The sequence below is a fragment of the Pseudomonas avellanae BPIC 631 genome (genome assembly GCF_000444135.1).
Classification (GTDB): Bacteria; Pseudomonadota; Gammaproteobacteria; order Pseudomonadales; family Pseudomonadaceae; genus Aquipseudomonas; species Aquipseudomonas avellanae.
Map to the genome: position 1 here is coordinate 21892 of NZ_ATDK01000055.1, position 13833 is coordinate 35724.

At 60.2% G+C, this 13833-nt stretch carries 11 protein-coding genes; 7 read left to right on the plus strand and 4 right to left on the minus strand.

The window, feature by feature from the left end; translation table 11 throughout:
- The first annotated feature begins 241 nt into the window (after positions 1-241).
- The 6 genes from glnA to ntrC all read left to right on the plus strand — a co-directional run bounded on the left by glnA (position 242) and on the right by ntrC (position 6421).
- Positions 242-1648: a glutamate--ammonia ligase gene (gene glnA / locus DW49_RS0103965; protein WP_003380206.1), complete on the plus strand. Its 1407-nt coding sequence runs from the start codon at positions 242-244 to the stop codon at positions 1646-1648.
- Between the two features lie 163 nt (positions 1649-1811).
- Entirely contained in the window at positions 1812-2369 is a 558-nt protein-coding gene (locus DW49_RS0103970; RefSeq protein ID WP_005613838.1) for a chorismate mutase, read from the plus strand.
- Positions 2370-2447: 78 nt separating this feature from the next.
- Positions 2448-2990, plus strand: coding sequence for a DUF4124 domain-containing protein (locus DW49_RS0103975; RefSeq protein ID WP_081591339.1), 543 nt, complete (start codon positions 2448-2450; stop codon positions 2988-2990).
- 11 nt (positions 2991-3001) lie between these two features.
- Positions 3002-3619 carry a DUF4124 domain-containing protein gene (locus DW49_RS0103980; protein WP_005613834.1) on the plus strand — a complete coding sequence of 206 codons (618 nt, stop codon included), beginning with the start codon at positions 3002-3004 and terminating at the stop codon, positions 3617-3619.
- A 283-nt stretch (positions 3620-3902) separates the two neighbouring features.
- Entirely contained in the window at positions 3903-4988 is a 1086-nt protein-coding gene (glnL, locus tag DW49_RS0103985) for a nitrogen regulation protein NR(II) (RefSeq protein WP_003380201.1), read from the plus strand.
- Positions 4985-6421, plus strand: a complete 1437-nt coding sequence (ntrC, locus tag DW49_RS0103990; protein ID WP_002555721.1) for a nitrogen regulation protein NR(I) — start codon at positions 4985-4987, stop codon at positions 6419-6421. Before glnL ends, ntrC begins: the two co-directional genes overlap by 4 nt.
- A gap of 177 nt (positions 6422-6598) precedes the next feature.
- On the opposite strand, the gene mgrA is transcribed toward ntrC, so the two are convergent.
- The 4 genes from mgrA to DW49_RS0104010 form a co-directional block, all read right to left on the minus strand.
- Positions 6599-7636: an L-glyceraldehyde 3-phosphate reductase gene (gene mgrA / locus DW49_RS0103995; RefSeq protein ID WP_005613829.1), complete on the minus strand. Its 1038-nt coding sequence runs from the start codon at positions 7634-7636 to the stop codon at positions 6599-6601.
- 82 nt (positions 7637-7718) lie between these two features.
- Entirely contained in the window at positions 7719-8654 is a 936-nt protein-coding gene (locus DW49_RS0104000) for a sulfonate ABC transporter substrate-binding protein (RefSeq protein ID WP_005613827.1), read from the minus strand.
- A 235-nt stretch (positions 8655-8889) separates the two neighbouring features.
- Positions 8890-10215: an LLM class flavin-dependent oxidoreductase gene (locus tag DW49_RS0104005; protein ID WP_005613825.1), complete on the minus strand. Its 1326-nt coding sequence runs from the start codon at positions 10213-10215 to the stop codon at positions 8890-8892.
- Between the two features lie 35 nt (positions 10216-10250).
- Positions 10251-12566, minus strand: coding sequence for a TonB-dependent receptor (locus DW49_RS0104010; protein ID WP_024420545.1), 2316 nt, complete (start codon positions 12564-12566; stop codon positions 10251-10253).
- 171 nt (positions 12567-12737) lie between these two features.
- Between DW49_RS0104010 and DW49_RS0104015 the strand changes: the two genes are divergently transcribed.
- On the plus strand, positions 12738-13784 hold the full coding sequence (locus DW49_RS0104015) for a LacI family DNA-binding transcriptional regulator (protein ID WP_005613820.1): 1047 nt from the start codon (positions 12738-12740) through the stop codon (positions 13782-13784).
- Positions 13785-13833: the final 49 nt, after the last annotated feature.

The window sequence follows — 13833 nt, forward strand, 5'->3', positions numbered from 1 at the left end:
GACGCACTAAAAAGAGTCAACGCAACAAATGACAGCGCCATAACGGTGCGCGATTTTCCCGGCAGACGCGTTTTCATCCCCTGAAAGCCAGCTTTTGAAGCAAAAAACCCAACACGGGGCACTGGCATGCAAATTGCTCCCTTGTGAGGCAGGTTGCCTTGGCAGAATATTCGCGCCGGCATCACCCAAATTCAAGGGACCCAGCCTATAGAAGGCGGTCCTTAGCCACCCGGAGGACACCATGTCGAAGTCGGTTCAACTCATCAAAGATCATGACGTTAAGTGGATTGATCTGCGCTTCACGGACACTAAAGGTACGCAGCACCACGTGACCATGCCAGCTCGCGATGCGCTGGAAGACGACTTCTTCGAAGTCGGCAAGATGTTCGACGGCTCCTCTATCTCTGGCTGGAAAGGCATCGAAGCCTCCGACATGATTCTGCTGCCGGACGACGAAACCGCAGTTCTGGATCCGTTCACCGAAGAGCCGACCCTGATCCTGGTGTGCGACATCATCGAACCGTCGACCATGCAAGGTTACGATCGTGACCCACGCGCCATTGCTCGTCGCGCCGAGGAATACCTGAAGTCCACCGGTATCGGTGACACCGTATTCGCAGGCCCGGAGCCAGAATTCTTCATCTTCGACGAAGTGAAATTCAAATCCGACATCTCCGGTTCCATGTTCAAGATCTACTCTGAGCAAGGTTCGTGGATGTCCGACCAGGACGTGGAAGGCGGCAACAAGGGCCACCGCCCAGGCGTCAAAGGTGGTTACTTCCCGGTTCCGCCGTTTGACCACGACCACGAAATCCGTACCGCCATGTGCAACGCTCTGGAAGAAATGGGCCAGACCGTTGAAGTTCACCACCACGAAGTGGCGACCGCTGGCCAGAACGAAATCGGCGTGAAGTTCAACACTCTGGTCAAGAAGGCTGACGAAGTTCAGACCCTGAAATACGTTGTTCACAACGTTGCTGACGCTTACGGCCGCACCGCGACCTTCATGCCAAAGCCTCTGTACGGTGACAACGGTTCGGGCATGCACGTGCACATGTCCATCGCCAAAGATGGCAAGAACACCTTCGCAGGTGAAGGCTATGCCGGCCTGTCCGACATCGCGCTGTACTTCATCGGCGGCATCATCAAGCACGGTAAAGCCCTGAACGGCTTCACCAACCCGGCAACCAACTCCTACAAGCGTCTGGTTCCAGGTTTCGAAGCCCCGGTCATGCTGGCCTACTCGGCCCGTAACCGCTCCGCATCGATCCGTATTCCTTACGTCAACAGCCCACGCGGCCGTCGTATCGAAGCGCGTTTCCCGGATCCGGCAGCCAACCCGTACCTGGCCTTCGCGGCTCTGTTGATGGCTGGCCTGGACGGCATCCAGAACAAGATCCACCCTGGCGATGCCGCTGACAAAAACCTGTATGACCTGCCGCCTGAAGAGGCCAAAGAGATCCCACAGGTTTGCGGCAGCCTGAAAGAAGCGCTGGAAGAACTGGACAAGGGCCGTGCGTTCCTGACCAAAGGCGGCGTATTCAGCGACGACTTCATCGACGCTTACATCGCACTGAAAAGCGAAGAAGAAATCCGCGTTCGCACCTTCGTACACCCACTGGAATACGAGCTGTACTACAGCTGCTGATCCAGCCGCGCCAGCATTGATGGCGTAACAAGAGACCTCCTTCGGGAGGTCTTTTTTTTGTCCGGATTGTGCGGGGTGAAGTTTTATTCACCCCGCAGGGCTGGCCCTGACCAGGCACTTGGCGTTAAATCTGCCTCTCCTCAACAACCCGAGATGGACCGCCATGCGCCTGCTTCTGGCCACTTCCCTGCTGACCCTGACGTGCATGTCCTCCTGCTTCGCTTTCGCTGCCGAGCAGAAGCCTTCGGCTATCGAGCCATTGTTGCAAGCGATCAGCGAGCGTCTGACCATCGCCGATCAGGTTGCCCTGAGCAAATGGGACAGCGGCAAAGCCGTCGAAGACCCGCCGCGCGAGCAGCAAGTCATCAGCGCCGCGCAGGCACGCGCTGACGAGTTCAAGCTGAACCCCGACGATGTTCAACGCCTGTTCCGCGCGCAGATCGAGGCCAACAAGCAAGTACAGAACGCCCTGCTTGCCCAATGGCATGCAGCAGGCAAAGCCCCTGATACAACCAGACTGAGCCTGGTAGACGACATTCGCCCGAAACTCGACCGACTGCAAACCCAGTTGCTGCAGGCGTACGCCGCCTTCCAGCCACTGCGCAAGAGCGAAGACTGCAAGATCCAGCTGGATGCCGCGCTGAAGCGTTATCAGACCGACGCCATTCATGATCAGGCGCTGGTCTTGGCCACCGCTGATCTTTGTGCGGCAAAACACTGAGACATCAGGCGGATAGCGCAGCATGGGGCGATGTGTTCTATGCTGATGGCCACTTGTGCCATTGCTTTCGAGAGTCTCATGCGTCAAAGCCTGATTTGCCTGCTGCTGTTGATCAGCCTGCCTGCCCTGGCGCAGATCTATAAATACACCGATGCCAACGGCAACACGGCGTTCAGCAATCAGCCACCCAACGGCACCAAAACCGAAGTGGTCGAGCTGCCGCCGCTCAACAGCATCGAAAAGCAGACGCCTGCCAGGCCAGCCGCGAACAGCGCGCCGCAAAGCGCGCCCGAACCGGCGCAGCAGCAGTCGCAACCCCTAACCCGCTACGACGTGCTGGAGCTGACCGATCTGCCCACCGACGAGGCGTTACGCGCCAACAATGGCACGTTCATCATCGGTGTGAAGGTTCAGCCGCGCCTGCAACAGAACCATCGCCTGCAACTGCTGCTGGACGGCAATCTGTACGGGCAGCCCTCCAACCTGCCGCGCTTTCAGGTGGTCAATGTAGACCGCGGCGAGCACAGCTTTGCGGTGGTGGTGAAGGACGGCGAGCGGATCGTTCAGCAGAGTGAGACCATCACCCTGACCATCCAGCGCGTGCACCTCGGCAAACCATGAACAGACACCTAATGCACAGCGCGCTGGTCTGCTTGCTGCTGCTGATGGCGCTGCCCGCCGCCGCCGACGTTTATACCTACATCGATGCGCAGGGTAATCGGGTGTTTACCGACCAGCCGCACAAGAATGCCAAACGCGTGGACATCCCGCCCAGCAACAACATGACCGGCACCCCGCCGACCAAAACCTTGAAGGCGCACCCCGCAAAACCCGCCGTTCAGCCGATGTTTCACTATCAATTGCTGAGAATTCTGGTGCCAGAGCCCGACGCCACGCTGGTCAATCCCAGTGGCGACCTGATCGTGACCGTCACCAGCGAACCGTTGCTGCAAGCGGGCCACAGCTATCGGCTGCTGCTCGATGGCGTTGCCGTCGGCGAGGCCGGACGCAGCCCGGTGTTCCCGTTGAGCAATGTGGATCGTGGCACGCATCAGTTGTCGGTCGAAATTTTCGACGAGCTGGGCCGCGTTCTGGAAAAGACCCCAAACCAGCCGTTTCACCTGCAGCGTATTTCCCTGGCGCAAAAACGCGCGACCCATCCGTGCAAGGAAGGGGATTACGGGGTACGCCCCGAATGTCCGCTCAAGGACAAGCCCGAGCCAAAAAGCAGCATCCTGCCTTTCCTCTGATCCCGCCTGAAACGAGAGCACCTTTTTGGTGCGCGCATTGAACGCATACGCAACAATACAGCCCAATTTGGTTCAGGATTGCGCCTGAGGGAGCGCCGTATGCGGGCACGTTCGTCAAAAACGATCCGCTTTTGCAGATAAAGCGCTTCTTTTCGGAGCCTTGGTTTGTTTTTTGCAACTTCACTGATACAGCACCGTATGGGTGGCTTTGCTCCTGCTGGCGCAGACCTGCCAGCACCAGCACTGCGCGACTGCAATGTGCCAAAAGAGGTCAATACGATTCATGACTATCAGCGACGCGCTGCACAGACTGTTACTGGATAACCTGACCACTGCCACCATTCTGCTCAACGCCGACCTGCGACTTGAGTACATGAACCCGGCAGCGGAAATGCTCCTGGCCATCAGCGGGCAGCGTAGCCATGGGCAATTCATCAGCGAGCTGTTCACCGAGTCGGCTGAGGCACTGAGTTCGCTGCGTCAGGCAGTGGAACAGGCACACCCGTTCACCAAGCGCGAAGCGATGCTCACCGCACTGACCGGTCAGACATTGACTGTCGACTATGCCGTGACCCCCATCCTCAGCAAGGGCGATACCCTGCTGCTGCTTGAAGTGCATCCCCGTGACCGACTGTTGCGCATCACCAAGGAAGAAGCCCAGCTGTCCAAGCAGGAAACCACCAAGATGCTGGTGCGCGGCCTGGCTCACGAAATAAAGAATCCGCTCGGTGGCATTCGCGGCGCAGCGCAATTGCTGGCCCGCGAACTGCCCGAAGAAAGCCTCAAGGATTACACCAACGTCATCATCGAAGAGGCCGACCGCCTGCGTAATCTGGTTGACCGCATGCTGGGTTCCAACAAGCTGCCGTCGCTGGCGATGACCAACGTGCACGAAGTGCTCGAACGAGTGTGCAGCCTGGTCGAGGCCGAGAGCCAGGGCTGCATCACCTTGGTGCGTGACTATGACCCAAGCATTCCCGACGTATTGATCGACCGCGAGCAGATGATCCAGGCGGTGCTCAATATCGTGCGCAACGCCATGCAGGCCATCAGCGGCCAGAACGAACTGCGTCTGGGCCGGATCACCATGAGAACCCGCGCCATGCGCCAGTTCACCATCGGCCATGTGCGCCACCGACTGGTAAGCAAGATCGAAATCATCGACAACGGCCCGGGTATCCCGGCCGAGCTTCAGGAAACCATTTTCTATCCGATGGTCAGTGGCCGCCCGGACGGCACAGGGCTCGGCCTCGCCATTACCCAGAACATCATCAGCCAGCACCAGGGCCTGATCGAGTGTGACAGCCATCCCGGCCACACCACGTTCTCGATCTTCCTGCCGCTGGAACAAGGAGCAGCTTCGACATGAGCCGTAGTGAAACTGTCTGGATCGTAGACGACGATCGTTCGATCCGCTGGGTACTGGAAAAAGCCTTGCAACAGGAAGGCATGACCACACAAAGCTTCGACAGCGCCGACGGGGTGATGAGCCGTCTGGCCCGTCAGCAACCGGACGTGATCATTTCCGACATTCGCATGCCCGGTGCCAGTGGCCTGGACCTGCTGGCGCGGATTCGCGAGCAGCATCCGCGCTTGCCGGTGATCATCATGACCGCCCATTCAGACCTGGACAGCGCCGTGGCGTCGTATCAGGGTGGTGCTTTCGAGTACCTGCCCAAGCCATTCGACGTTGACGAAGCCGTCTCGCTGGTCAAGCGCGCCAATCAGCACGCTCAGGAACAGCAAGGCCTGGACGTCGCACCGACGCTGACCCGCACCCCTGAAATCATTGGCGAAGCGCCAGCGATGCAGGAAGTGTTTCGCGCCATCGGGCGTCTGAGCCATTCCAACATCACTGTGCTGATCAACGGCGAATCGGGTACCGGTAAAGAACTGGTCGCTCACGCCCTGCACCGCCACAGCCCGCGTTCGGCTTCGCCGTTTATTGCGCTGAACATGGCGGCGATTCCCAAGGACTTGATGGAATCAGAGCTGTTCGGTCACGAGAAAGGTGCCTTCACCGGCGCGGCCAACCTGCGTCGCGGTCGCTTTGAACAGGCTGACGGCGGCACGCTGTTTCTCGATGAAATCGGCGACATGCCGGCCGACACCCAGACCCGCCTGCTGCGCGTGCTGGCCGATGGCGAATTTTACCGGGTTGGCGGGCACACGCCGGTCAAGGTCGACGTGCGGATCATTGCCGCGACTCACCAGAACCTGGAAACCCTGGTGCAGGCCGGGAAATTCCGTGAAGACTTGTTTCACCGTCTGAACGTGATCCGTATTCACATTCCGCGCATGTCGGACCGTCGCGAAGACATCCCGACCCTGGCCAAACACTTCCTGAGCCGCGCCGCGCAGGAACTGGCGGTCGAACCCAAGCTGCTCAAGGCCGAGACCGAGGAATACCTCAAGCATCTGCCATGGCCGGGCAACGTTCGTCAGTTGGAGAACACCTGCCGCTGGATCACTGTCATGGCCTCGGGCCGTGAAGTGCACATCAGCGACCTGCCGCCGGAACTGCTCAGCCTGCCGCAAGACGCCGCCCCGGTCACCAACTGGGAACAGGCACTGCGTCAATGGGCCGATCAGGCGTTGTCGCGCGGTCAGTCCAGCCTGCTGGACAGCGCGGTGCCAACCTTTGAGCGAATCATGATCGAAACCGCCCTCAAGCACACCGCCGGCCGCCGCCGCGACGCTGCTGTGCTGCTGGGCTGGGGCCGCAACACCTTGACCCGCAAGATCAAGGAACTAGGCATGAAAGTCGATGGCGGGGATGACGACGAGGCTGATGAGGGCTGAGTGGTTATATGATGGTCGTTGGTGCCAATGCTCCGCATTGGCATGCATTTCGAAACACTCTGCGCCGCGCCGACTATTCAAGGCAGGACGCAGAGCGTCCAGAACTGCATTCCCACGCGGAGCGTGGGAACGATAGTCATCTCAGGAATTGCGTGTAACGCGCAGCCCAACACCGTATCACTCAGCCAGCGATGGCTTTTCCCACAGGTTGATGCCGCCTTCCACCGCAAAGCTGTCGATCTCGGCCAGTTCTTCGCTGCTGAACGTGAGGTTCTGCAGCGCACCAACGTTTTCGATGATCTGCTCGGGACGGCTGGCACCGATCAGTGCCGAGGTCACGCGCGGATCACGCAGGGTCCAGGCCAGGGCCATTTGTGCCAGGCTCTGACCGCGACGCTGGGCGATTTCGTTGAGGGCGCGCACATGGGCGATGTTCTGCTCGGACAAGTGCGAAGCCTGCAGCGAGCCACCGCCCGGACGATTGACCCGTGCGTCCTTGGGCACGCCGTTCAAATACTTGTCAGACAGCAACCCCTGAGCCAGCGCGGTGAAGGCAATCACGCCAGCACCCAGCTCTTCGGTCGCATCAAGCAGGTCTTTCTCGACCCAGCGGTTGAGCAGGTTGTAAGCCGGCTGGTGAATCAGCAACGGCACTTTCCACTCTTTGAGCAGCGCGGCTATTTCACGGGTTTTGGCCCCGGAATACGACGAGATGCCGATGTACAGCGCCTTGCCCTGCTGCACGGCAGTGGCCAGCGCGCTGGCGGTTTCTTCCAGCGGGGTGTCCGGGTCGAAACGGTGCGAGTAGAAAATATCGACGTAATCCAGACCCATGCGTTGCAGGCTCTGATCGAGGCTGGTCAGCACGTATTTGCGTGACCCACCGCCCTGCCCGTAAGGCCCCGGCCACATGTCCCAGCCTGCCTTGCTGGAGATGATCAGCTCGTCGCGGTAGTGCTTGAAGTCTTCACGGAGCAAACGACCAAAGTTGATCTCGGCGCTGCCGTACGGCGGCCCATAGTTGTTGGCCAGGTCGAAATGGTTGATGCCCAGATCGAACGCCGTGCGCAGCATGGCGCGCTGGGTGTCGATCGGCGTGCTGTCACCGAAGTTGTGCCACAAGCCCAACGACAGTGCCGGAAGCACCAGCCCGCTGCGGCCGGTACGGCGATACGGCATGTCTTGGTAACGATTTTCGGCAGCGATGTAGGTCATTGAATCCTCTCTTGTCTGCGGGATATTCGAGGCGTGTCGCGGTGCGCTCGCGAGCGTGAAACGTCTGCTCGCCACGCGGGAATCATGGCTTTTGCCAGACAACCTGCTGAATGTCGACCCGCTTGGGTATCAAGTGGTTGTCGTAAAACAGATCGGCGGTCGCTTGCTGCGCACGCACGATTTCAGGCGTGATCGGCAAGCTGGGTGATGCAGGTCGATGGTCAAGATACTGAGTGATGACCGCTTCGGACAAGCCCATGCTGCGCGCCAGGATCTGGATGCTCTCTGCGCGTTGCGTGCGAGTCAGTTCATCGGCCGTCGTCAGTTCGTCGAGGACCTGCTGGACGGACGCGCCGTTTTTCTCGGCAAACTCCCGGCGTGCGGTGTAGAACGGCCCCGACAGCCCAAGCCCTTCGCCGTTGGCCAACAGGCGGCTGTGGCCTTCGTTCAGGGCGATGGAGTAGTACGGGTCCCAGATCGCCCAGGCATCGACGCTGCCGTTTTCAAACGCGGCACGGGCATCGGCGGGGGTCAGGTAGATCGGCTGAATATCCTTGAAGGTCAGCCCTGCCTTGTTCAGCACACGCAGCACCACGTTGTGCGCGCTGGAGCCTTTCTGGAGCGCGACTTTTCGGCCTTTCAGCTCTGCCACGCTGTGCAGCGGGCTTTCGCTGCGCACCAGGAGGGTTTCCGCCTGCGGCTTGGCCGGTTCTGCGCCGATGTAGACCAGGTCTGCACCTGCGACCTGAGCAAAGATCGACGGAATGTCGCCGGTTGAGGCGATGTCCAGGCTGCCGATATTCAAAGCTTCAAGCATCTGCGGCCCGGCCGGAAACTCGATCCATTTGATTTTTGTAGCAGCAAAGCGCTTCTCCAGCAGGCCGTATTCCTTGGCCAGCACCAGCGTGATCGAGCCTTTCTGATAGCCGATGCGCAAGGCGTCGGGCTCGTCGGCAGAGGCTGTATTGAGCAAGCCGCTGAAAGCCAGAATGGCGGCGATGAAGGTGAATGGTTTCATGGGTAATCCTTTAATTCAGTGGTCTATGCCCAGTCTCTGTGCTGTAAAAAATCCGCTTTTGATTCTGGCCGAAGGCCGTGGGAGCGAACTTGTTCGCGAAGAAGGTGGTTCCGACGATACATATTCGCGAAATGTACCGGCCCCTTCGCGGACAAGTCCGCTCCCACAACGCCCTGCGGGCAGAAGCCTGAGCGCGCCGTTTTCTGAGTCCTCCAGGGCTTGCATGCGGGGAATATCAAAATCTATAAGCAGGCCGCTGCAGCCCCAGGTTCTCGCGCAACGTAGTGCCTTCATATTCAGTACGAAACAGCCCGCGCCGCTGTAACTCCGGCACCAGCAATTGCGCGACGTCTTCCAGACCGCCCGGCAGATGCGGCACCAGCACATTGAAGCCGTCCGCCGCACCGTGTTCGAACCAGATTTGCAATTCATCGGCGATCTGCGCAGGCGTGCCGATCAGGCTGTAGTGCCCTCGCCCACCGGCAATCCGCCGCCCCAGCTGTGCCAAGGTCAGGTTTTCCTGATCGGCCAGCTCAGTCAGCAACTTTTGCCGACTGCGCTGGCCGCTGTCGGTCAGTGGCAGCTCCGGCAACGGCCCGTCCAGCGGATAGCCCGACAGATCGAAATTGCCCAGCATACGGCCCAACAGAGCAACACCCACCTGTGGTTCGATCAGGTCCTGAAACGACTCGAACTTCTGTTTCGCCAGCGCTTCGGTTTCTGCTACGACGATGAACACGCCGGGCATGACTTTCAGCGAATCTGCGTCTCGCCCGTAAGCGCTCAAACGCCCCTTGATGTCGGCATAAAACGCCTGGGCACTGGCCAGCGAGGTCTGCGCGGTGAAAACCACCTCTGCCGTCTGCGCCGCCAGATCACGACCGACTTCCGAGGAACCGGCCTGCACCACCACCGGCTGACCCTGCGGCGAACGCGCCACGTTCAGCGGCCCTTTGACGCTGAAATGCTCGCCCACGTGATCCAGCACATGCACCTTGGCCGGGTCGTAATACTCGCCGCTGGCCTTGTTACGGGTGAAGGCGTCGTCTGTCCAGCTGTCCCACAGGCCAGTCACTACCTGATGAAACTCACTCGCTCGACTGTAACGCTCGGCGTGGCCGACATGCTCGGCGCGACCGAAATTCTGCGCCTCGGCGGCGGCGTCCGACGTCACCGGATTCCAGCCCGCCCGGCCGCCCGACAGGTGATCCAGCGAGGCGAACTTGCGGGCCACGTGATAGGGCTCGTTGTAAGTAGTCGTCGCCGTTGCAATCAGGCCGATGTGATCGGTCACCGCGCTCAGCGCCGAGAGCAGCGTCAGTGGCTCGAAATGATCCGAGCGGGCCATGCGACTGGCGATATCACCGGTCGCCGCCGCCACACTGTCGGCCACAAACAAGGTGTCGAATTTCGCCGCTTCCGCGACTTGGGCCAGGTGCCGGTAGTGTTTGAAATCCAGCCCCGCATCCGCAGGCACATCCGGGTGGCGCCAGGCCGCAACGTGGTGCCCGGTGGCCATCAAAAAAGCGCCCAGTTTCATCTGTCGAGCAGTCGTGCTCATGCCTCACTCCTTACTGTGTTGCTGCGGGCAGCGACTCAAAAATCCTTGCGCAGCTGCACGCCGAAATAACGTTCGTCATCACGCGGCACGGATCGGTAAACGTAGTTGCCGCCGGTTGCCAGCATCGGCGAATAAGACTTGTCTGCCAGGTTCTTGCCAAGCAGTGCTACGCGCCAGCCGCTGTTGTAATCAGCCAGTGCCACGCTGGCGTTCCAGATGCCGTAAGCACCCTGCTTGGTGTCCGGGTTCTGACTGATGTCGTACTGCACTTCGCTCTGCCAGCTGTAATCGGTGCCCAGCTCGATGTCCAGGCCGTTGTCCAGCGGGATGGTGTAATCAGCGCGCACATAGCTTTTCCAGTCCGGGCTGTACGGCAGGGTTTTGCCATCGACGTTGCACGACGCCGCCGCACCGGCCGGGCAGGCGAAGGTGTCGATGCGCGCCTTGGTGTAGGACAGCGCGCCGGAGAATTTCAGGTTACGCGTGGCCTGCAAAGCGTAATCCAGCTCGACGCCTTCGGTGCTGACACTGCCTGCGTTGATCAGCCGCGTTACGACCTGCCCGGCAACGCTGTCGAAGAAGTTCGCCTGATAGTTGTCGTAATCGCTGTGGAACACCGCCAGGTTGGTGGTCAGGCGATTGTTCCAGGTGGCGGCTTTAACGCCGACTTCCCAAGTGTTCGAGGTTTCCGGCTTGAGGGCTTCGGTGTCACGCGGCTGCATGTTGAAGAACACGTTGTAGGCCGGGCCCTTGTAGCCGCGCGAGTAGGTGATGTAGGTCATCACGCTGTCGCTGAGGTCATATTGCAGACCCAGCCGCCCGGACTTGCCGTCCTCGTCCACCGACCCGGAACTGCTGGTCGCAGGCTGAATGCCGCTGACCGTGGTCGCCGATGTCGAAACGCGGCGATGATCGTATTCCAGATCGTCGTGGGTCCAGCGCGCACCGGCAATCGCGCGGAAATCCGGCGTAAAGTTGAAGGTGGTTTCGCCAAACACCGAATAGCTGTCGGTGGTCGTGCTGTAATCGGCGATGCCTCGGTTTTGCGTGGTCGGGGTGATCAGCGTGCGCTGATAGGTTTCGTCACTCTTGCCGTGCATGTAGAACAGCCCGCCGACGTACTCGACAAACTGGCCCTTTGGCGACGCCAGACGCAGCTCCTGGGAATACTGGTTGAACTCCAGATCGCCCTTGTCTTCGGTGCCGGGGAAGGCAGCCGTGATGGTGCCGAGACGGTCGCCATCCTGATACTGGGTGTTGTCCCAGCCGCGCCAGGCGGTGATGGAGGTCAGGGTGTAATCGCCCAGTTGCCAGTCAAGCTGACCGGACAGGCCTTTGTTGACGTCTTCAACGTGGCTGCGGTAATCGCTAAGCACGTTGCGGTTGTCGCTGTCGGCGCGCACCGGTGACAGCGCACTGGCGAACGCCGGGGTCAGCGCCTTGCTGACCACGCCGTTGGGCGCGTCATCATGGGACTGCATGTAGTCTGCGGCGAGGGTAAACGTGATGTCGTCGTTGGGCGTGAACTCCAGCTTGCCGCGCGCGCCCTTGCGGTTGTAACCGTTGACTTCCTGACCGTTGAGCTTGTTGTCGACGTTGCCGTCGTAGCTGCCGAACAGCGTGGTGATCGAGCCCTTGAGGGTCTGCGGAATCAGACTGCCACCGATGCCGAAACGGGTGCGGCTTTCATTGCCGCTGTAATACGACTGATCGATATAACCGTGGGTCTCTTCGGTCGGCGCCTTGGTGGTGACGTTGAGCACACCGGCCGACGCATTCTTGCCAAACAGCGTGCCCTGCGGGCCGCGCAGCACTTCGATGCGTTCAAGGTCGAGCAGGTCCAGCGTGGCCTGACCCGGACGCGCATACACCACGCCATCAATCACGGTCGCCACCGTCGGCTCGACGCCTGGCGAAGTGGAAATGGTGCCGACACCGCGAATGAACAGCGAGGTGTCCTTGTTGGAGGCGCCGGTGCGGAAGTTCAGCGACGGCACTTGCTGCACGATACTGGCCACGCCGTTGCGGTTGTCCCGCTCCAGTTGTTCGCCCTGAATGACCGAGACTGCGACCGGGACTTTTTGCAGCGACTCTTCACGGCGCGTGGCCGTCACGGTGACCGATTCCAGCGCTACGGTCTCGGCGTTTTGCGCGGCCTCGGTCGCGGCCATTGCCGGCACCCACGGCAAAGCCGTCAGCCCCATCAACAACCAGCCATAGCGACGCCCCCGCGCCACATGAGCCTGATCGATGGCTTGCGCCAGAAGTGTGTGTTTGACGCCATCCCCATGTGTTGTGTGCATCTGCGTGCCTGCCTGAAATATGCCCTGATCCGACAGTGCGATGCGCACTGGCGCCTGTTCGTGCTGGCTAAACCGGGTCCGGGCATTCGCGGTGGCGAGTAGCAGACAAACCATCTTTGTTAGCGCTAACATCACCAGTATCAGGAATTGGCAGATAGATCGTCCAATACTGAAAAATTAGTTTTATATTCCTTTTACTTTTATATGAAGTGATCGAGCATGGCTGACGAAAAACCTGCGATACGCAAACGCCGAGGCGCCGGCCGGGTGACGATCACCGCCGTGGCACGCCAGGCGGGGGTGTCGGCCATCACCGTGTCGCGCTATTTCAATCAGCCAGAGCAAGTCTCGCCCGAACTGCGCGAACGCATCGCGGCAGTGGTCAATACACTGGGCTACGTGCCCAATCTGGTGGCAGGTGGCCTGGCGTCGGCGCGCAGCAAGGTGGTGGCGATGGTCATTCCCAACATCTCCGGGCCGATCTTCGCCAACACCATTCAGGGCTTCAGCGACACATTGAGCCAGCATGGTTTCCAGTTGTTGCTGGCCTCCAGTTACTTTTCCGCCGAGCAGGAAGAAAGCGCCGTGCGGGCGTTTCTGGGCTGGTCTCCGGCGGCCTTGGTGCTGACCAGTCGCTTCCACAGCCCAGCGACTGAGAAGATGATCGAGCAGACCGACGTCCCGGTGATCGAAACCTGGGACCACCAGCCCGACCGCAGCCCGATCCAGATTGGCTTTTCTCACTACGACGTCGGCGTTGCCGCAGCCCGCTACCTGCATGCCAAAGGCTATCGCCGCATCGCGTTCGTACAGAACAGCGTCGCGGGCGACTTCAGCGCACTTGAGCGTCGCAACGGTTATGCCGCGACGCTGGAAGGGCTTGGCCTCAAGCCGTGGGTATTCGTCCCGGACGCCGGGCGAGCGCCTTTCGAGGCAGGCAAGCAGGCCATGGAGGCACTGATGAGCCAAGCGCCGCGCCCCGACGCCATCGTCTTCGCCAACGACAACCTCGCCGCCGGCGCGCTGCTCGCCAGCCAGCGTGCAGGCCTGCACGTTCCGCAGGACTGCGCCGTCATGGGCTTTGGCGACTACGCCTTCGCAGAAATGATGCTGCCCAGCCTCACCACCATCAAACCGCCAGCACTGGAGATCGGCGTAATGGCCGCAACCCGCGTGCTGGAGAGCCTTGGGGTACTGCCAGTAGAAGGGGAAATACAGCGCTTGAATTTGCTCGATTGCAGGTTGGTGGAGCGGGAAAGTACGTGAGCGTGCAGACATTAGGTGTCCGGAAAAACACTATCGTGCCCACGCTCAG

Excerpts from the sequence above, each read along its gene's own strand:
- DW49_RS0103980 (WP_005613834.1), top strand. The coding sequence starts at position 3,002 with ATGCACAGCGCGCTGGTCTGCTTGCTGCTGCTGATGGCGCTGCCCGCC.
- DW49_RS0104015 (WP_005613820.1), top strand. The coding sequence starts at position 12,738 with ATGGCTGACGAAAAACCTGCGATACGCAAACGCCGAGGCGCCGGCCGG.
- DW49_RS0104005 (WP_005613825.1), bottom strand. The coding sequence starts at position 10,215 with ATGAGCACGACTGCTCGACAGATGAAACTGGGCGCTTTTTTGATGGCC.
- mgrA (WP_005613829.1), bottom strand. The coding sequence starts at position 7,636 with ATGACCTACATCGCTGCCGAAAATCGTTACCAAGACATGCCGTATCGC.
- glnL (WP_003380201.1), top strand. The coding sequence starts at position 3,903 with ATGACTATCAGCGACGCGCTGCACAGACTGTTACTGGATAACCTGACC.
- DW49_RS0104000 (WP_005613827.1), bottom strand. The coding sequence starts at position 8,654 with ATGAAACCATTCACCTTCATCGCCGCCATTCTGGCTTTCAGCGGCTTG.
- DW49_RS0103970 (WP_005613838.1), top strand. The coding sequence starts at position 1,812 with ATGCGCCTGCTTCTGGCCACTTCCCTGCTGACCCTGACGTGCATGTCC.
- ntrC (WP_002555721.1), top strand. The coding sequence starts at position 4,985 with ATGAGCCGTAGTGAAACTGTCTGGATCGTAGACGACGATCGTTCGATC.
- DW49_RS0103975 (WP_081591339.1), top strand. The coding sequence starts at position 2,448 with ATGCGTCAAAGCCTGATTTGCCTGCTGCTGTTGATCAGCCTGCCTGCC.
- glnA (WP_003380206.1), top strand. The coding sequence starts at position 242 with ATGTCGAAGTCGGTTCAACTCATCAAAGATCATGACGTTAAGTGGATT.